The 18808-nt window shown below is 46.3% G+C and carries 17 protein-coding genes and 1 pseudogene; 13 read left to right on the top strand and 5 right to left on the bottom strand.

Annotated elements, in window-relative coordinates; all coding sequences use genetic code 11:
* Positions 1-43: 43 nt before the first annotated feature.
* From WA325_RS18350 to WA325_RS18390, 10 genes and pseudogenes are all read left to right on the top strand, one after another.
* Complete coding sequence (locus WA325_RS18350) at positions 44-1765, top strand: ABC transporter ATP-binding protein (protein ID WP_202853459.1); 1722 nt, start codon at positions 44-46, stop codon at positions 1763-1765.
* The gene (locus tag WA325_RS18355; RefSeq protein WP_336184059.1) at positions 1759-3573 is read left to right on the top strand and encodes an ABC transporter ATP-binding protein; all 1815 of its coding nucleotides are present in this window, start codon (positions 1759-1761) and stop codon (positions 3571-3573) included. The genes WA325_RS18350 and WA325_RS18355 overlap by 7 nt, the downstream gene beginning before the upstream one ends.
* Before the next feature lie 161 nt (positions 3574-3734).
* Positions 3735-4139, top strand: a complete 405-nt coding sequence (gene catD / locus WA325_RS18360) for a DoxX family oxidoreductase CatD (RefSeq protein ID WP_024120620.1) — start codon at positions 3735-3737, stop codon at positions 4137-4139.
* A 17-nt stretch (positions 4140-4156) separates the two neighbouring features.
* Entirely contained in the window at positions 4157-5014 is an 858-nt protein-coding gene (locus WA325_RS18365) for a VOC family protein (protein WP_248339826.1), read from the top strand.
* Between the two features lie 95 nt (positions 5015-5109).
* Positions 5110-5185 (top strand): annotated as a pseudogene (locus WA325_RS21505) (hypothetical protein); the annotation flags it as partial.
* A gap of 130 nt (positions 5186-5315) precedes the next feature.
* Positions 5316-6518, top strand: coding sequence for a sensor histidine kinase (locus WA325_RS18370; protein ID WP_336184060.1), 1203 nt, complete (start codon positions 5316-5318; stop codon positions 6516-6518).
* Entirely contained in the window at positions 6515-7177 is a 663-nt protein-coding gene (lnrK, locus tag WA325_RS18375; RefSeq protein ID WP_095714604.1) for a two-component system response regulator LnrK, read from the top strand. Before WA325_RS18370 ends, lnrK begins: the two co-directional genes overlap by 4 nt.
* Before the next feature lie 143 nt (positions 7178-7320).
* Positions 7321-8256 carry an ABC transporter ATP-binding protein gene (locus WA325_RS18380; RefSeq protein WP_336184061.1) on the top strand — a complete coding sequence of 312 codons (936 nt, stop codon included), beginning with the start codon at positions 7321-7323 and terminating at the stop codon, positions 8254-8256.
* Positions 8257-8267: 11 nt separating this feature from the next.
* Positions 8268-9458: an ABC transporter permease gene (locus tag WA325_RS18385; RefSeq protein ID WP_326325639.1), complete on the top strand. Its 1191-nt coding sequence runs from the start codon at positions 8268-8270 to the stop codon at positions 9456-9458.
* 14 nt (positions 9459-9472) lie between these two features.
* Complete coding sequence (locus tag WA325_RS18390; RefSeq protein WP_326325641.1) at positions 9473-10630, top strand: ABC transporter permease; 1158 nt, start codon at positions 9473-9475, stop codon at positions 10628-10630.
* Between the two features lie 113 nt (positions 10631-10743).
* Here WA325_RS18390 and WA325_RS18395 read toward each other — a convergent pair whose 3' ends face one another.
* On the bottom strand, positions 10744-11307 hold the full coding sequence (locus WA325_RS18395) for a PadR family transcriptional regulator (protein WP_336184062.1): 564 nt from the start codon (positions 11305-11307) through the stop codon (positions 10744-10746).
* A gap of 390 nt (positions 11308-11697) precedes the next feature.
* Between WA325_RS18395 and WA325_RS18400 the strand changes: the two genes are divergently transcribed.
* Complete coding sequence (locus tag WA325_RS18400; RefSeq protein WP_336184063.1) at positions 11698-12330, top strand: esterase/lipase family protein; 633 nt, start codon at positions 11698-11700, stop codon at positions 12328-12330.
* Between the two features lie 556 nt (positions 12331-12886).
* On the top strand, positions 12887-13975 hold the full coding sequence (locus tag WA325_RS18405) for an acyltransferase family protein (protein ID WP_336184064.1): 1089 nt from the start codon (positions 12887-12889) through the stop codon (positions 13973-13975).
* Positions 13976-14011: 36 nt separating this feature from the next.
* On the opposite strand, the gene WA325_RS18410 is transcribed toward WA325_RS18405, so the two are convergent.
* Positions 14012-14629, bottom strand: coding sequence for a TetR/AcrR family transcriptional regulator (locus WA325_RS18410; RefSeq protein WP_227599235.1), 618 nt, complete (start codon positions 14627-14629; stop codon positions 14012-14014).
* Positions 14595-15848, bottom strand: coding sequence for an MFS transporter (locus tag WA325_RS18415; RefSeq protein WP_248339862.1), 1254 nt, complete (start codon positions 15846-15848; stop codon positions 14595-14597). The genes WA325_RS18410 and WA325_RS18415 overlap by 35 nt, the downstream gene beginning before the upstream one ends.
* 130 nt (positions 15849-15978) lie before the next feature.
* Here WA325_RS18415 and bstA point away from each other — a divergent pair, with 130 nt between their 5' ends.
* On the top strand, positions 15979-16515 hold the full coding sequence (gene bstA / locus WA325_RS18420; RefSeq protein ID WP_202853467.1) for a bacillithiol transferase BstA: 537 nt from the start codon (positions 15979-15981) through the stop codon (positions 16513-16515).
* Here the strand turns inward: bstA and WA325_RS18425 are convergent.
* Together WA325_RS18425 and WA325_RS18430 are read right to left on the bottom strand one after the other, a co-directional pair.
* Entirely contained in the window at positions 16512-18068 is a 1557-nt protein-coding gene (locus tag WA325_RS18425) for an MFS transporter (protein ID WP_336184065.1), read from the bottom strand. The two genes, bstA and WA325_RS18425, sit on opposite strands and share 4 nt — an antisense overlap.
* A 113-nt stretch (positions 18069-18181) precedes the next feature.
* Positions 18182-18664, bottom strand: coding sequence for a MarR family transcriptional regulator (locus WA325_RS18430; protein WP_336184066.1), 483 nt, complete (start codon positions 18662-18664; stop codon positions 18182-18184).
* Positions 18665-18808: the final 144 nt, after the last annotated feature.

Raw genomic sequence — 18808 nt, forward strand, 5'->3', positions numbered from 1 at the left:
AAAGAAAGAGACAATCGAGTATAAGGGATTTGGAGGCTTTTACATGTCAAAGGCTTTATCATATTTAAAACCATACTCACTTCTGGTGGGAATTGCGCTGATTCTCATGCTGACGGAACTCGCGGTTGAACTGGTACAGCCTCTATTGATCGCAAAAATCATCGACGATGGGATTTTGAAGCAAGACATGCGGCACGTTTGGATATGGGGTGCGGTCATGATCGGACTGACCATTTTATCATTTGCGGCGGGTATGCTGAATTCCTTTTATGCTGCCCATGTGAGCCAAAGCTTTTCCTACGATACGAGAAAAGGGCTTTTTCAAAAAATCCAGTCCTTCTCTTATTCAACATTTGGACAGTTTTCGTCCTCATCCTATATGACAAGGCTGACAAACGATGTAACACAGGTGCAAAACCTGATTTTTATGAGTCTGAGGTTTATGCTGCGTGCGCCGCTAATGATTGTGGGCGGCATTGCGCTGTCACTCGCTGTTAATGTGAAGCTCGGCTTTTTTCTTCTTGTGACGATTCCGATCCTGATTTTGTTTTTGCTTTGGGTACTGAAAAAGGGCGGGGCGCTGTTCCGGTCTGTGCAGAAACGGCTGGATCAGGTGAATACGATCATGCAGGAGAATTTAACCGCGATCAAGCTGATTAAAGCGCTGCTGCGCGGAAGCCATGAGGTCAAGAGATTTATCAAAGCAAACACGATGCTGATGGAAAAAACGGTCTCGGCATTTCAGCTTGTAGAATTTACGATGCCTGTGCTGATGCTGCTGATGAACCTCTGTATTCTTTTTATTTTATGGGCGGGAGCTCACAGCATCACAAGCGGAGGTTCTCAGGTCGGCGATGTCGTTGCGGTGATTAACTATGCGACACGAATTACGGGTGCGCTTTCTATGTTCCCGTTTTTGATTATGATTTTCACCCGGGCAAAAGCCTCAGGCGACAGAATCAGCGAGGTGCTTGAAACAGAAGGTGACGAGCAGGAGGAAGGATTACTCTCAGCTCGCTTGTCAGGCCGAATTGACTTTCAGGATGTGTCCTTCCGATATCTGGATATGGACAGAGAAGCGCTGCGCAATGTCTCATTTTCCGCAAAGCCGAAAGAAACGATCGCGATTCTCGGGGCGACAGGATCAGGGAAATCGACGCTTTTTCAGCTCATTCCGCGGCTTTATCAGCCGGATTCGGGCAGCATTTACATAGATGAAAAGCCTATTGATGACTTTCCGGCGGAGGGCCTTCGCAAGCAAATCGGATTTGTGCCCCAGGAAGTGCTCTTGTTCTCAGGCACTATCAAAGAAAATATTGCTTGGGGCAAAGAAAATGCTTCACTTGATGAAATAATGGAAGCAGCCAAACATGCGCAAATCCATGAAACGATCATGAAGCTTCCGAAGGGATATGATACCGTCCTGGGACAAAGAGGCGTCAATTTGTCCGGCGGCCAAAAGCAGCGGATTTCTATTGCAAGGGCACTGATCAGAAAACCATCCATCCTTCTTTTGGATGACAGCACAAGCGCGCTTGACCTGCAAACGGAAGCGAATCTGCTTGAGGCGATTAGCACATATGAGTGCACAACCTTAATCATTACACAAAAAATAACAACGGCCATGAAAGCTGATGAAATATTACTGCTCGAGGATGGAGAGCTGATAGAGAAAGGCACACACAGCCAGCTGCTTTCTGACTCACATTTATACAAGCGCATTTACGAGTCGCAATTCGGAAGGGAGGGGAGCGAGTCGTGCTGAAAGACATCCGCAAGCCTTTCCAATATCCCAAAATCCCAATCGATAAAAAAGAACGCGCCAAAAAAAGAGCGAAAGCAAAGGATACAAAAGGCACCCTGAGACGAATCTGGTCTTACCTGGCAGAACGAAAAGGGCTGCTCATACTCGTTATGCTGATGGTCGTAATCAGCGCGATATTCGGCCTCCTCGGACCCTTTGTGATCGGAAAGGCCATCGACCATTTCATTGTCGGCCAGACGGTCAGCGGGCTTATTCCCGTTCTGCTCATTCTGCTTGGCATATATCTCATTCAATCTTTATCACTCTGGTTTCAAAACTATTGGATGATCACGATTTCGCAAGGCACTGTCTTTAGAATGCGAAGCGAGCTGTTCACCCATCTGCATGAACTGCCGATCCCGTTTTTTGATAAACAGCGGCATGGCGAGCTGATGAGCCGGGTGACCAATGACATCGAAAATGTCAGCTCCACTTTAAATACGTCAGTGATTCAAATTCTGTCGAGTGTCATCACCTTCGTCGGAACGATTGCCGTCATGCTGTATATGAGTCCGCTGCTGACGGTGATCACGCTGACGATCATTCCGGTAATGGCGGTGAGTCTGAAATGGATCACAAACCGTACGGGAAAACTGTTTAAAGAACAGCAAAAAAATCTTGGCGAGCTGAACGGATATATTGAAGAAAGCATTTCAGGCGCAAAGGTCATCAAAGCGTATTCACGGGAAGACCAGATTACAGCTGAGTTTCTGGAAAAAAACGCAGCACTCAAGACTTCAGGCTTCTGGGCACAGACGATTTCCGGCTTTATCCCGAAAGTGATGAACTCTTTAAACAATTTAAGCTTTACGATCATTGCTGCAATCGGCGGACTATTTGCGCTGAAAGGCTGGATATCCATCGGCACCATCGTTGTCTTTGCCGAGTACTCAAGACAGTTCACGCGTCCATTAAATGATCTGGCTAATCAGTTTAATACGATGCTGTCCGCTATTGCCGGCGCTGAACGGGTGTTTGACGTACTGGATGAAAAAGAGGAGCGTGAGGATGAAAAGAATGCCCTGCATCAGCCGATACAAACAGGCAGCATTGAATTCCGAAATGTTTCCTTCGGCTACGAGGAAAACAATCAGACACTGAAACACCTCCAATTCACAGTGCCGGCCGGGCAGTCAATCGCCTTTGTCGGCCCGACGGGAGCGGGAAAAACCACTGTTACCAATCTGCTTGCCCGTTTTTATGAGCCCAATGAGGGGAGCATTTTAATTGACGGGATTGATATTAAAAAGCTGACAAGGGCGAGCCTGAGAAAAAATATGGGGTTTGTGCTTCAGGATTCGTTCTTGTTCCAAGGCACGATCAGAGAAAATATCCGCTACGGCAGGCTCGATGCCTCCGATCAGGAGGTCGAGGCCGCAGCAAAAACAGCGAATGCCCACAGCTTTATTGAGCGGATGCCAAACGGATATGATACAGTGCTGACGCAAAACGGCTCGGGCATCAGTCAAGGACAGAAACAATTGATCTCCATAGCAAGAGCCGTGCTGGCCGATCCGGTTCTGCTCATTTTGGATGAAGCGACAAGCAACATTGATACCGTAACAGAAGTGAAAATCCAAGAAGCGCTTGCCCGTTTAATGGAGGGGAGAACGAGCGTCATCATTGCCCACAGGCTGAATACCATTCAAAGAGCGGATCAGATTGTCGTATTAAAAGACGGCGAAATGATTGAAAAAGGCAACCATGATGAACTGATACGCCAAAAAGGATTTTACAGTGACTTATACGAAAGCCAATTTCAGCAATAAAGAAAAAGACCTTTGACCTGCACAAAGGTCTTTTTTGTTACAGATTTATAGTACTTTTATTTCAATTTCGTAAAATGTAACAAAATTACTTGACGTAAACAAGTTATGTATATATACTAGCTTACATTAAGTAAGTGATAACATTTATCAAGGAGGATAAAATGAATAAATCATTTGAAATTGGCACATTACTTTTAAGAGTCATCACAGGTATTATCTTTTTTGTTCACGGTTTATCAAAGTTTCAGGCAATGGAGGGCACGATTCAATTTTTCGGCAGCATAGGCCTTCCAAGCTTTATGGCGTATGTCATCGCAGCGATTGAACTCGTTGGCGGAGTGCTCGTCTTTTTCGGATTGGCTACACGTATTGTAGGTGTTCTGTTTGCTCTCACATTGATCGGAGCCATTATTACAGTGAAGCTGAAAGCGCCATTTATGGGCAATGCAGAATTTGATTACCTTCTGCTTTTGACATCCATTCACCTGGCACTTACTGGAAGTCGTTTCTTGGCGCTGGACCCATTTGTGTTTAAAGCAAAAAAGAACGAAAACGTATCAGCATAAGAAAAGAGGCATACAGCATGACCAGCATTCATGAGGATACAACCATTGGCTATGTCAAACTCACAATCCGCAGTCTGGAGCGTTCCCTTCAGTTCTACTGCAACGTGATCGGCTTTCAAGTCTTGAATAAGACGGACCGCCAAGCTGAATTAACGGCTGACGGAAAACGCCCCCTGCTTATTCTTGAAGAAAATCCAAGCGCTGTCGTCTTGCCTGAACGCACGGTAACGGGCCTGTATCACTTTGCGATTCTGCTTCCCAACAGAAAGGAACTTGGTATCGCACTCGCCCGCTTGATTGAAAACGGGATTGCCCTAGGACAGGGAGACCACGCTGTCAGCGAGGCGCTCTATCTCTCTGATCCTGACGGAAACGGAATTGAAATGTACGCTGACCGCCCCCGCAGCACTTGGCAGCGGGATCGTGAAGGAAACTACGTCATGACAACAACAGCTGTCGACATCGAGGGCCTTTTGGAAGAGGCCGGAGAAGAGCGGAAAACAACACTTCCAAACGGTACGGTCATCGGGCACATTCATCTGCATGTCAGCGATCTGAAAGAAGCAAAAGCGTTTTACACAGATGTGCTGGGCTTTGACCTTGTCGGAGACTATGCGGGCATGTCTGCTCTCTTCGTTTCAGCCGGAGGCTACCACCACCATATCGGCTTAAACATCTGGGCTGGGAAACATGCGCCGCCTAAGCCGGCAAATGCGAGCGGGCTCGACTATTACACCGTTGTCCTGCCTCATCAGGAGGAACTCAAACGTGTGGCGGACCGAGTCAAAAACGCTGGATATTCGCTTGAAGAAACGGAAAACCATTTTCTTGTGAAAGATCCTGTCTCCGGAGCACATATCAAATTTGTGATTTAACTGTCATCCCTTTGCCGTAAAAAACGGCAGGGGGTTTTTTTATTTCTGTCCGCCTTGTTATGATGGGAGAACCAACCTGTTAGGGGGCGTTTGACATGGAACTGAACCATCTTGTAACGGGCACAATCGCTTTAAATAGAGCAAAATGATGCCTCATTTTACATCCATTATTCGAATAAATAAGTGGAAGCGCCGCATATGACATAAAGTTCATATGCGGTTTTTATTTTCCAGAAACACCTGTAAAAAATAACAAGAGGCAGGTATGATAAGAAAGGAATTGCTTATAGGAGTGATGAGCGTGAAGGCTCTTTTGTTTACAAGAATTTTCACCTTGATGGTGAGCTGTTCGATGTATCTGTCCCTTGTAAAGGATGATAACTGGTTTGAATATCTATTTATAGCGTTAGGAGCTGCCGTGTATGCAGCCAATCATTTTCTGCTGAAAACAGAGAAGTATGACGTCTGGTTTTGTCTGATTGATCTTACGGTCGGCTTTTCGTTTGGATTCATGTTTCCCGGCAATGGCTTGTTCATTATTATGCTATGCCCGGTAGCTGTCGCATTTTTTCTGCGCGGGTTCAATAGAAAAATGGCATGGTTTTTGTTATGTCTTTGCTCAATTTTGTTTTCAATTGTCCTCATACGTACATATCTGCTAGCCGGCAATGAATACGTCATGGATCACATTACCAGCATGACATTTGTTGTCTTCTGCGGAGTCGTAGGCAAATTAATCCGCAAGCTGATGGATGCGGAGGAAACGGCAAAACAGCAGTATCAGGAACTGACGAAGTCCCACCTGGCGCTGTCTGCTGCGCACCAGGAGCTGCATTTATATGCGAAGCAGGTTGAAGAACTGACTGCCATTCATGAGCGGAACAGAATGGCAAGGGACATCCATGATACAGTCGGGCATAAAATGACGGCGCTCCTCGTCCAGCTGCAGCTTCTGCGTGAATGGCAAAAAAGAGACAGTCAAAAAGCGGAGGAGACAGTCGGCGTCTGTGAAACGCTCGCCCGTGAAGCACTCGGCGATATCCGCTTATCAGTCCGAACTCTGCAAACGGAGAACGATCCCTCATTCATTGAATCGCTGAAACAACTGACAGAAGACTTTTACAAAAATGCGGGCGTCACATCTGAACTGACGGTCAGCGGCGATCCTGCGCTGGTCCCGCTGTCTCTGCATCCGACTTTGATCAGAACGGTGCAGGAGGCGCTGACCAATGCAAAACGTCACGGCGGCGCCACTGCCTGCTCGATTCAGCTCACGTGTTCACCGGAAACAGTCAGTCTTTTGATTAAAGATGACGGAAAAGGAAATCCTGAGGCCGCGCTGGGATTTGGTCTCTTGAATATGAAAAAGCGGGCGGCCGAACATGGCGGGATGATCCGTTTTGAAAGCGAGCGGGATCAAGGATTTACCGTGATTGCGGAATTTTCTTTGGCCAATAAAAAATGGAGCTTTGGGCCCGCACAGCAAAAGGAGAGTTTATCATGATTAAAATCATCATTACCGACGATCAGGATATCGTCAGAGAAGGGCTGGCGTCTCTGCTTCAGCTCCGGGAAGAGCTCGATGTCATCGCCACGGCGCGAAACGGACAGGAAGCCTTTGAAAAGGCGAAAGAGCTGGAACCGGATATCGTATTGATGGACATCCGCATGCCGGTGTCCAACGGGGTGGAGGGAACAAAATTGATCACCAGCTCGCTGCCGGGCGTAAAGGTGCTGATGCTGACGACCTTTAAAGATTCAGAGCTGATTGCCGAAGCGCTTGAAGAAGGGGCAAGCGGGTACCTGTTAAAGGACATGTCAGCCGATACGATTGTGAAAGCGGTGATGACTGTTCAATCAGGAGGAATGGTGCTCCCGCCGGAACTCACAGCCCAAATGCTGAATGAATGGAAACGGGAAAAACAGCTGAAAGGAACGGAAGAGAAAGAAAAACCGAAGGAGCTGCTCGACCTGACCGAGCGTGAAATGGAAGTGCTGGCTGAGCTTGGGTACGGGCTGAACAATAAAGAAATTGCCGAAAAGCTGTACATTACAGAAGGAACAGTGAAAAATCACGTGTCAAACATTATCAGCAAACTGTCGGTCAGAGACAGAACCCAAGCCGCCATTTATTCCGTCAGACATGGCGTATCTGTCTTTTGATAGATGACGTTTGGCATATGCGTTGCCCTGAAAAGGCCTGTCACAGGCCTTTTTTTTATGCCCGATGTTCTATCCGGCGCCACATGTTTTACCCCTCAATCTCTTCTACAATGGCAATGGGACAAAAAAAGGAGTGAAACGGCGTGCTTCAAGCAGAAAATATCAAAAAGGCATACGGAAAAAAAACAATTGTCAAAGGAATCTCTTTTTCCTTGAGAAAGGGTGAGTCGTTCGGACTTCTCGGACCGAACGGAGCGGGGAAGTCCACAACCATTTCTATGATTTCCGGACTTGTGCCGCTTGACGGAGGGGAGATTACAGTCGGCGGGTATGTTATCGGTAAAGACACGAACAAAGCCAAACAAAAAATCGGCATCGTCCCGCAGGAAATCGCCCTGTACCCGACACTGACGGCTCAAGAAAATCTCGTATTCTGGGGGAAAATGTATGGACTCACGCATGGAGAGGCCAAAAAAAGATCAGCAGAAGTCCTTGAATATGTAGGGCTTACTGAGCGGGCTAAAGATAAAATCGAAACATTCTCCGGCGGAATGAAACGGAGAATCAACATCGGCGCCGCCCTTATGCATAAGCCTGAGCTGCTTATCATGGATGAACCGACCGTCGGCATCGACCCTCAATCGAGAAATCATATTTTAGAAACGGTCAAACAGCTCAACGAAACAGGCATGACCGTGATCTATACGAGTCACTACATGGAAGAGGTCGAGTATTTATGTGACCGGATCGGCATTATTGATCAGGGAGAAATGATTGCGATCGGCACAAAAAACGACTTGTGCAGCCGTCTTGGAGGAGACACGATCATCCAGATGACTGTCAGCGGGGCAGATGAAGGATTTCTTTCTGCTATCCGCTCGCTTGCCCATGTGAATGATGTAACAGTGAATGAATCAGAGCTCAAAATTGAGGTTGCTGCGGCGCACAATGAGAAAGTAGTCACCGGCCTGCTCACGGAAGCCGCTGCCCATCAAACGAATCTCCTGTCTCTTCAGGTTCAGGAACCAAATCTGGAACGGCTGTTTCTGAATCTGACAGGCCGCACATTGCGGGATTAGGAGGGGCGACGATGAAAAAAGCAATATGGATTGCATGGAAAGATGTCAAAATCAGAATCACGGACAAAAAAGGGTTTATGATGCTTATCCTAATGCCGCTGATCTTAACAGCCATATTAGGGACCGCTCTTGGATCAATCCTTGGCGGAGGCAGCGAGATTGATGAAATCAAAGTTGGCTATGTCCAATCTGATCAGTCAGGCGCGTCGAAGATGTTTAAAACAGACGTACTTGAAAAAATGAAGATGATCAAGGTCACAGAAGCGAGCAGTAAAAAGGAAATGAAAAAGCTGCTGGCGGAAAAGAAAATTGATGTCGGAATTGCCGTCCCGGCACATTGGGGATCCGGCAAGAAACCGGCCGCTGTCTATGCTGGCACTGATCAGGAATTAAAAAGCTCTATCATAGAAACGGCTGCAGTGTCTTTTATAGACCAATACAAGGCGGTACGAGAAGCGGCATCCGCCTCGATGGAATATGTCACCAAGACGGAAGCTGTAAAACAAGGAAAGCTCAATCCTTCCCTCATAGCAGAAAATCTTGCTAAGACGCTTGAAAAAGAAGCGGGTGCCAGGCTTGCTGTTACTGAGAAATCAGTCGGCGCAAAAGAAGTTACCAGTTTTCAATACTATTCGGCGGCAATGCTTTGCATGTTTATGCTGTTTCATATGACGGTCGGCGCGAAATCATTTTTGCTGGAAAAGGAAACAGAAACCCTTGCCAGACTGCTGATGACGCCTGCACAAAAATACGCCATTCTCTTCGGGAAGTGGCTCGGAACCTATTTGTTTGCCATTATACAATTTTTCATTTTTCTTATTGTGACCATCAATATATTTGATGTGGACTGGGGAGACAATCTCTTGTTTGTGTGCGTGCTGGGGCTTTCCTTCGCAGCAGCTGTATCCGGCATTTCAATGCTTCTTGCTTCGTGCATCAGCGATATGAAGTCAGCAGATGTTTTAGGAGGTTTTGGAATTCAGGTGCTTGCTGTTCTCGGCGGTTCTATGCTTCCGTTTTATCAATTTCCGGATTTTCTGCAATCTGTTTCAAAGGCGGTGCCAAATCGATGGGCGCTCGAGGGCTTTCTTTCCTTAATGGAGGGGGGAGGCTGGGCTGAACTTCAAACGCCGGTCCTTCTTTTTGCGGCAATCGGTCTTTGTTCACTGGCTGTTGGCATCAGAAGGCTTCACACAAGATAAGGAGGTAAAACACGGTGAAAAAAATCATAGCCATTTGCGGCGTTGAGCTTTCTCTCATTTTTAAGAAGCCGCAGAACTATTTAATGATGTTCGCTGCCCCGCTGCTGCTGACCTTTGTATTCGGCGGTCTGCTCGGCGGAAATGATAATAAGGTGCGGCTTGCGATCGTCGATCAGGATGACACGCTTCTTTCACAGCATTATTTCCGGGAGCTCAAGCAACATGATGATATGTATACATTTCAAACGATGACTAAAAGCAAAGCTTCAGAAAAACTGAAACAAAAGAAAATTGCCGGAGTCATCACCATTTCTCGCTCTTTCCAAGAGAAGCTGGAAAAAGGAGAGAAGCCGGAGCTGGTCTTCAGCCACGGTCCAGAGCTGACAGAAGCGCCAGTCGCTAAACAGTATGCCGAAAGCAAGCTGGCAAAGCTCAACATTCAGGTAACCGCGGCAAAAACCGCGGCCGAGGCGGCGAGGGAAAGCTGGAAATCGGCTTATAAAACGGTAATCGCCAAAGATTATGAAGATAGCGCCCCAGCTGTAAAACGGGAATCTCTCAATGATAAAAAAGAAGGCAAGGGCGTAAGTGACACAGCTTCGCGAGCTGCAGGCTTTTCCATTCTGTTTGTGATGCTGACAATGATGGGGGCAGCGGGCACGATATTAGAAGCGCGAAAAAGCGGCGTCTGGCCGAGACTGCTCACCGCGTCTGTCAGCCGCGCGGAAATCGGAGCGGGGTATGTGCTGTCGTTCTTTGTGATAGGCTGGATTCAATTTGGAATGCTGCTTCTCGCATCCCATTGGCTGTTCGGAATCAGCTGGGGCAATCCGGCTGCACTGATCGTGTTAGTATCCTTTTTTCTGTTTGCAGTCGTGGGCATCGGGCTGATGATTGCTGCCAATGTCAGAACACCAGAACAGCAGCTTGCTTTCGGCAACTTGTTCGTTATTGCGACGTGTATGGTGAGCGGAATGTATTGGCCGATAGAAATTGAGCCGAAGCTGATGCAGTCCATTGCTGACTTTCTCCCTCAAAAGTGGGCGATGAGCGGACTGACAGAAATTATCGCTAACGGGGCAACCATCACGGATATACTCGGCATTTGCGGCATCTTGCTTGCTTTTGCCGCCGTCACCTTCACAGCGGGGCTGAAAGCGCTCCGAACGTAAAAGCATCCGCCTCCGGGCAGGTGCTTTTTATTATTATAATATCGTGTGTTCTGTCAGGTTCAGTCTATGTTCCAATTGTTGTTTGACGGACGGCCGATAATGCTGTAACAGCCTTAAGGCCGCTCCTGGGTATCCTCTTGTATCAGGGCTAAAATATGCTCCAGCCATGATACGTAATTCTTCTCCCGTTCCAGCGCTTTTGTCAGTACCAGATAGTGGCCGAAATCCGGTGATGAAAACGACATCGGCTCCGCTGAGGCCATTAGCTTTTCATAACTGCCTTGCAGATCAGCGAGCTTCTCCTTGCGCTTCAGCAGCTGGTCTGTAAACAAGTCGGCTGCCTCCTGGCGTGACAGAGAAGAAATGAAATAAGCCTTCAGCATAAATTCATCCTTCACCGTTTCCGGAATAGGGTGGTGGCGGGTCAGCCACACGTGAAGCTCCTGTTTTCCGCTGTCAGTCAAGGTATACATTTTTTTCTCAAGTTTTGTGCCCTGAATCGTTGTCCGGAATGTGATAAAACCTTCATCTGTCAGCTTTTTGAGCTCCGGATAAATCTGGCTGTGCTTGGCGCTCCAAAACTGGCCGAGCTCCGCTTTGAAATAACTTGTAATATCATATCCGCTCAATTCGCCTTTTCGTAAAAGCCCTAATATGGCATATTTTAATACTCTCATGCTGTCCTCCGTGTCTATGGCTGTTTTTGCAAAAAAGAAACTTTTTAAATTCCCTGCCGCCGCAAAATCGTATCGTTCTTTTCTCTTATACCGGCAAAAACAAATGTGAATTCTTATATAAAATAGTGAATGCCATCTATTCTCATGTCTAGCTTTCATCTGTTCCCTATATTATAGGAAAGGGAGACTGGGAACACAACCGCATGTCTCCTTACGCTTATAGTCCTTTCAAGTTTCTTTCGAGTGTATGGAAGACAACTGCCAATAGACAAATTTATGCTTTCATCAAAATAATAATGAAATTGAATATTCTGATAAGTTTATATTTACCAAGTTTAAATTTAACTGTATAATCATTTTGGTAATTACATGATTGAGGAGAAACGGAAAATGAAAAGATTACTTATTGCATCATCTATTTGTCTATCAATGATTTTGTCTATTCTAGCAGCTCCGCCTTCAAGTGCAAAGGCGGAAACAGCACATAACCCTGTTGTTCTTATTCATGGGATTAGCGGTGCATCATACAATTTTTTTGCTATTAAACATTACTTAATCTCTCAGGGCTGGCAAAGCAATAAACTGTATGCAATTGATTTTTATGATAAAACAGGGAATAACCTAAATAACGGGCCGCAGCTTGCAGCATATATTGATCGCGTGTTAAAAGAAACAGGAGCTAAGAAAGTAGATATCGTGGCTCATAGTATGGGAGGAGCCAATACGCTGTATGCTATAAAATATTTAGGCGGGGGCAATAAGATTCAAAATGTTGTCACGCTCGGAGGGGCTAATGGTTTAGTGTCATCTGTTGCGCTGCCGGGTACAGATCCTAATCAAAAGATCCTCTATACATCGATCTACAGTCTGAATGATGAAATTGTAATCAATGGCTTGTCTCGATTACAAGGAGCCAGAAACATCCAGCTGTATGGCATTGGACATATTGGATTGCTTTCTAATAGCCAAGTCAACGCCTATATCAAAGAAGGATTGAATGGCGGGGGACTAAATACGAACTAATGCTTCAAGATATGCGGCTATGTTAAAACCTGCTGTTCAGTTACAGCAGGTTTTTTGTATTCTGACAGGTTGAAAAGAGCAGAAAGTCAGAACGAAAACTGACCTTTTTGTAAGTTCTAATCCAGTTATTCAGCACTTCCCGAATGAATACTTCATATAACGGATAATCCTGCTCAAACACTTCTGCTGAAGCTTTTCGCAAATGCAGGAGCCGCCACCTTCATGACAAATGGTCCCTTCCGCAACGCCGGCTTTTTTGGTAATTTTACTCGTGGATGCCAGACAAACGCGGATTGGATTACTATCAAAAAAGGCATTTTGTAATTTTGCGGAATCAAAAAAGTGAACAGGACACTGTTCCCGCGCCTCAAGCATAGCAGACCGGCTGTACGGGACAAATGGCTGAGGGCGGTATGCCAAAAAGTTATGGGTCTTTATGGGTCTTAGTCGTTCATGCATACTGAAAGATAAGAAATCAGGCACTTTTTTCAATGGAAGCAGGTGTGTTATGGTACAACCATCGATTTCTAAAAATTTGAAATAAAGGAGCGCTGTTATGCAAATCAAAGAAATTTTTGTGATCCGCTGCATTTCGTGCTTAAGTGTCGTTCTGCTCCATATCATTTCAATGGTCCTGATGCTTCAGGCGGAAGCACTTGCTGATATTTCTCACACGGTTGATTCTTTGCGCACACTCCTGATGTTCAGCACGCCTGCTTTCATTTTCATCTCTGAGTTTTTGCTGGCGCGTTCTTATCCTGACGGGGTGCCGGAGGGGTTTTTGAAGAAGAGAGGAAAAGTGATTTTTATTCCCTTTTTGTTTATCGCAGCCATTGATGCCTTGCTGATGGCCAGTGCAATGGGGGGAAAGCTGACTTTTCTGGCGTTTATGCAGAAATATCTGGAAAACGTATTTTTAGGAAACTTTATCGGATATTTCATTCTTGTCATCTTCCAATTTTATATCCTGCACATGCTCTTTCATGAGTATTTGAAAAAAGCATCGCCAAAATGGGTGCTGTCTGTTTCGTTTGTGGTGACAGCCGCTTATTTGGGCTATTTCTCAGCAGTCAGTCCGGCACCCGCTTCTGAACAAGACGGTTCATTTCCGTTCTTCTGGGTTCCGTTTGCAGGCTGGCTTTTCTACTTTTGTCTCGCTTATTACTGCGGAAAAGAGTACAAGCGGTTTTTAGCGCTGCTGAATCAATACCGCTGGGCGGTATACGGCGCTGCGGTCGGGTCCGCCGCGTTGGTTGTGGCTGTTTCTTATTTCGGAGAGGTCGGCATGATCAGCTCAAAGCGGCCTGACATCATGCTTTATTCAACAAGTATGATTTTCCTGTGCTTTCACCTGTTTTCTAACATAAAGCAGGTGCCGAAAATCATTATGTTTATCAGTAACTATTCCTTTTCGATTTATCTGCTGCACGCTTATTTTATGATCATTGGCTATGTTTTGCTGTTAAATATGCCAGACATTCCCGCCATGCCGGCCGTTTTCTTGCTGTTTGCCGTCTGCACAGCGGGCCCGATCCTGACATCCTGGGCACTGAACAAGTTTAAATATGGATATTTGTTTGTAGGGAAAATCTATCAGCCGAAGAGGCGAAAAGTAAAAATGGAAGTGCGAGACCACGCAGGCTGAAAAATCACGGCAGGAGAAACGTTCCTGCCGTGATTTTTATGTTTCATTCACTTGCAATACTGTTTTTAAATACAGTTTAGCTGCTTCTGCCATTCCTGATACATCAGCTTTATCTTCATTGAAATAAAGCGCGTTCTGGATTATGCCATCGTTCACATTAAGAAAAAACTTAGTAATCGTCGCCAGAGGCTGCAGCGGCTGAAATTCCCCTTGATCGATTCCTTTTTGCAAAAGCTTCGAAAACCTTGTCACAAAAAGATCATAACGCTTCTCCAAATACTCGCGCCGTTCTTCATTGCGCCAAGCCGTCACCAAATATTCAAATTGTACCGGCGCCAATGTATCCGCCGCTTCACGCAGGCCTTCAGTCAGTCCATCGAGGTAGCTGGTAATAGTCTCCCAGACACTTCGGTTTTCAGCTGATTCATCCAGCTTTCGGAGCCCTTCATCGAGGTTGGCCTCAATGATGCGGCGAAACATCTCTTCTGTACTGGAAAAATAAAGATAGACGCCGCCTCTGCTGAAGCCCGATTCTTCCACAACGTCCTTCATTGTCGTTAATTCAAATCCTTTTCGTTTAAAAACGGTTTTGGCGGCTTCTAAAATCTCCGCTTGCCGTTTATCTTTGTGCTCCTTTGTTACTTTCGGTGACAAAATATCGCCTGCTTTCTGCCATTTTCTTACCTATAAGTGTAGTCAACCCGGCCGCAATCAGCAAGCAGCCACAGATCAGAAAAGCAAGAGATACGCCGATCAATTCGGCCAGCACGCCCCCGCCCGCTATGCCGAGAATGGAGGCGAGAGTCGTCATGCTCTGAATAGCGCCAAACACTCTGCCGCTATAATCAACAGGCACGGACGTCTGAACAAGAATTTGAAACGGGATATGAACGAGCCCGAAAGCTGCTCCCATGATGAAAAAAGCGAAGATAAAAAGTGCTGTGCCAACAATTCCGAGGCCTCCCAGAAATGGCACACATCCAGTTGCTATTCCAAGCAGACATGCCCCCAGTGTGAAATAAAGCAGATAAGAGGAAATTCGCCTTTTCCCTACAATGGCCGCCGTCAGCAACATGCCGGCCCCGCTTACGGCCATGCACCATCCTGCAAGTTCGGGCGGCGCACCGGGAAAAGAGCGGATGAGAATAATAGCCTGTGAATCGCCTATCTGCAATATGAAGAGAACAAAGCAAGCCGTGAACAAGCCCGTCAATAGAAGAGGTGTCTGTTTCATAAATAGAAAACCTTCTTTTATAGAAGCAAGTGCTGATGTTTTGTCTTGAGGTGTATTGGATGTTTGCTGAAATGCATCTCTCGGAAGCAAAAACAAAATGACAGCAGATAGAAGAAAAGCGCCCGCGTTGATGAAGAAAACGGAATGAATGGAGACTGCGGCGACCATTATGCCGCCAAGCGCGGGACCGAAAATTTTTGCAGTGTTATCGATGATGCTGCTGATAGAAACGGCCTGCTGAAGGAAAGCTTCTGATGTCAATTCCTTAAGCTTACCGTTTTTAGAAGGTGAAAACAATGAAGAAAAACAGCTCTGAAGGCTGAGCAATACGTAAAGCTGCCAAAGCTCACTGACATAAACACAGCTGATAACGGTGAGGGTGCGGCCGATTTCAGACAGAAACATGATCATTTTTCTGTCAAATCTGTCTGCAAGCACACCCGATACGGGGCCGAGAACAATGACAGGCAGTGCAAATGACATCATTAAAAAAGACATATCCAGTGAAGAAGCATCCAGCTGAAAGGCGGCTAATGTTAAGACGGCCAAAATGTGCAGCCAGTCGCCAAGGGAAGAAATCGTTTGCGAGGCTAACAGCGTCATCAGCCCTTTATTTCTCCAAAACAATGATTGACCCATAGTTTTCTCCTCCTGTTCATAAAAGTGACACTAGTGTCGTTTTTTTATTGTATGGGAAAATAACACAATAAACAATCGTTTTCTTGTAAAATAATAAAGATTGAATAAAGCATTCAGGAGGGAGATGCGCATGTCAACAGCCAATTTAAGCTATCCAATAGGAGAGTACAAACCTAGTAAATTCATATCAAACGAGCAGAAAGAAGAATGGATTCAAGTGCTGGAGGAAGTGCCGGCTAAGCTGAAGCAAGCCGTTGAGGGAATGACGGACAGCCAGCTTGATACACCGTACCGAGACGGCGGATGGACCGTCCGGCAAGTTGTTCATCATCTGGCTGACAGTCATATGAATAGCTATATCCGTTTTAAATTAAGTTTGACAGAAGAGACGCCGGCCATCCGTCCGTATGATGAAAAAGCATGGTCGGAGCTTGAAGACTCCAAAACAGCGGAGCCGAGCGGTTCACTCGCGCTTTTGCAGGAGCTTCACGGAAGATGGACGGCTCTTCTTCGCACTCTGACGGATCAGCAATTTCAGCGCGGATTTTACCATCCCGATACAAAAGAGATCATTACCCTAGAGAACGCGCTTGGGCTGTATGTCTGGCACTCACATCACCATATCGCTCATATTACGGAGCTTTCCAAACGGATGGGGTGGTCTTAACGCTTTTGCCGGCGGAAAGCCGGGAGACTGATTGCTGTAATCACCAGCAGAGAAATCACAGCCGCCGCCGCATATAAATGATCATAGCCGCTGGCAACACTGGCATGAATGGCATCGCTTATCGCAGTTTTGACTTCAGGCACAGGAATGCGTTCGATTTGTTCTTGTAAAGAAGAAACATCTGAACTGTCGATCTCGGGAATCATTTGCATAGCCTTCCCTGACTGTCCGCTGTCCGATAAGCGGCTGCTGATTTCATCGCCGATTTGGTCAAACCCTGCTGTGATAAAACCTGCATAAAGAGTAGGCGCCAATGTCAGTCCGATTTGCCTTACTAATGAAAGCGTGCCGAGCGCCGTGCCCTTATTCGCTTTAGCTGCTTCTGATACAAGAACATTCAGCGGAGCGCCTAGCAGAAAGCCAAAACCGATGCCGGCCGCCACGCTTGCAATGACAAACTCCCATTTTTCCGTCACCCAAAGCGGAAATAAAGCAAATCCCGCGCATGAAATGATTCCTGATAGCACAACAGTTTTCACCGGTCCTTTTTTGTCGGTGAGCGCTCCGCCAAGCCAAGCGCCGATTCCGGAAGCTAAGGCAAGAGGTGTCATCCAATAGCCCGCTTTTGCGGCAGGAACGCCTAAATATTGCTCAACATATGACGGAATAAAAATAACCGCCGCCAAGAGGCCCCCGGATAAAAAACCGATGATAAGCGTTCGCTGAAACATGTGATTCCGAAGTAAAGAATACGCCAGAATGGGATCGCCCCCGCGCATTTCCATCCGCTTCTCAAACCATACGAGCGCCGCAAAACAAAAAATACCGAAAACAATACATCCATAAACCTCAGGGTCTCCCAGGCTTTTTAAGAGATTTGCCCCGTCCAGGTTTGTCATGCCGTACATGACAGCCAAAATTGACAAGGACAGAAGAAAAATTCCGGCCGTGTCGAGACGTTTGGCCTCCGGCGCTTTGGTTTCCACAATAAAAAATGCACCGAAAACAACCAGCAGCACTGCAATCGGCAGGTTAATCAAAAACAGCCAATGCCATGACCCGGTCCAATCAAGCAGAAAGCTTCCGATATTGGGTCCGAGCACAGCAGCCATCCCGTTCATCGCCCCTAGCAAACCAAGGGCCTTCCCTTGCTTTTCCTTTCGAAGTGTAGCAAGGACGTGAGAACTTCCGATGATGAAAATCCCGCCGCCTCCAAGCGCCTGAATCAGCCGTGAGATAAGAAAAAGCGGAAAGCTTTGGCTTAAAGCGACAAGCAAAGAACCAAGCCCGAAAAGGCAGACTTCAATAAGAAACAGCTTTTTTCTGCCGTAGCGGTCGGAAAGCTTTCCGACGATCGGCACACTGACGCTGAGACCGAGCGTATAAAGCGTAATGCCCCATGAACCCCAAGACGGAGAAACGGCAAACGATTCGTTTATCGTGGTCAGCGCAGCGGAGATGATCCCGTTATCCAGCGCAGCCATAAACACACCGATGGTAAACAGGCTGATCGCCCACTTTTGGCTTTTTTGATCTGCCAATGCCTTATGCATATTCATCAGCTCCTTTTACTTCACTCGGAATATATTATTCATTCAAAATGAATCAAATGTCAAATAAAAAAAGTCTGCCTCCGCAGTTTGCGTGAGGACAGACTTCGCTGACATTATTCTTTTTTAGCCTGCTCCAGCGCTCTGGAAAGAATAGAAAGCCCTTTGGAAACAGCTTGCTTTTCATCAGGAGACAGCATCTCCAAGGAACGCTTCAATTTCATATGGCCCTTTTGATAAAGCCCGCGAAAAATATTTTTCGCATCCTCCGTTAAATGAACAACCACTGAACGGCGGTCCTCTTTAGAGTGTGAGCGTTTAACAAAGCCGGATTTCTCAAGACGGTCAAGCAGCCCGGTTGTATTTGACAGGGAAGCCCCCATTTTCTCTGCAATTTCACTGACCTTCAGCGTTCCGTGATTGTTTAAAAGCATGAGCACTTTCATTTGCGGCATGCTCATATCCAGCTTCATCCACTCAGACACATCACCGAGCCCGGCAGATGTTAAGACTTTCATATAAAGCACCCAAATTTCACGTTCCTCAGATGAAAGAATATTTTCGTTTAATACTGTTGTATCATGTAAGTTATATTCCATTTGATCACTTCCTCGTCATTCGCTCCTCTTACCATATTACTCGATTTTAACCGCTGAAAGAAAGTCAGCATAAACCGCAGATGAGACTTTGTCCGAAAAATAGCGGTAGTGTATAATGAGTTGGAGATTATTGGGGAAAGAAAT

This window comes from Bacillus sp. 205(2023) (assembly GCF_037027485.1).
GTDB classification, from domain to species: Bacteria; Bacillota; Bacilli; order Bacillales; family Bacillaceae; genus Bacillus; species Bacillus halotolerans.

Excerpts from the sequence above, each read along its gene's own strand:
- WA325_RS18350 (WP_202853459.1), top strand. The coding sequence starts at position 44 with ATGTCAAAGGCTTTATCATATTTAAAACCATACTCACTTCTGGTGGGA.
- catD (WP_024120620.1), top strand. The coding sequence starts at position 3,735 with ATGAATAAATCATTTGAAATTGGCACATTACTTTTAAGAGTCATCACA.
- WA325_RS18365 (WP_248339826.1), top strand. The coding sequence starts at position 4,157 with ATGACCAGCATTCATGAGGATACAACCATTGGCTATGTCAAACTCACA.
- lnrK (WP_095714604.1), top strand. The coding sequence starts at position 6,515 with ATGATTAAAATCATCATTACCGACGATCAGGATATCGTCAGAGAAGGG.
- WA325_RS18385 (WP_326325639.1), top strand. The coding sequence starts at position 8,268 with ATGAAAAAAGCAATATGGATTGCATGGAAAGATGTCAAAATCAGAATC.
- WA325_RS18395 (WP_336184062.1), bottom strand. The coding sequence starts at position 11,307 with ATGAGAGTATTAAAATATGCCATATTAGGGCTTTTACGAAAAGGCGAA.
- WA325_RS18400 (WP_336184063.1), top strand. The coding sequence starts at position 11,698 with ATGAAAAGATTACTTATTGCATCATCTATTTGTCTATCAATGATTTTG.
- WA325_RS18405 (WP_336184064.1), top strand. The coding sequence starts at position 12,887 with ATGCAAATCAAAGAAATTTTTGTGATCCGCTGCATTTCGTGCTTAAGT.
- WA325_RS18415 (WP_248339862.1), bottom strand. The coding sequence starts at position 15,848 with ATGGGTCAATCATTGTTTTGGAGAAATAAAGGGCTGATGACGCTGTTA.
- bstA (WP_202853467.1), top strand. The coding sequence starts at position 15,979 with ATGTCAACAGCCAATTTAAGCTATCCAATAGGAGAGTACAAACCTAGT.
- WA325_RS18425 (WP_336184065.1), bottom strand. The coding sequence starts at position 18,068 with ATGCATAAGGCATTGGCAGATCAAAAAAGCCAAAAGTGGGCGATCAGC.
- WA325_RS18430 (WP_336184066.1), bottom strand. The coding sequence starts at position 18,664 with ATGGAATATAACTTACATGATACAACAGTATTAAACGAAAATATTCTT.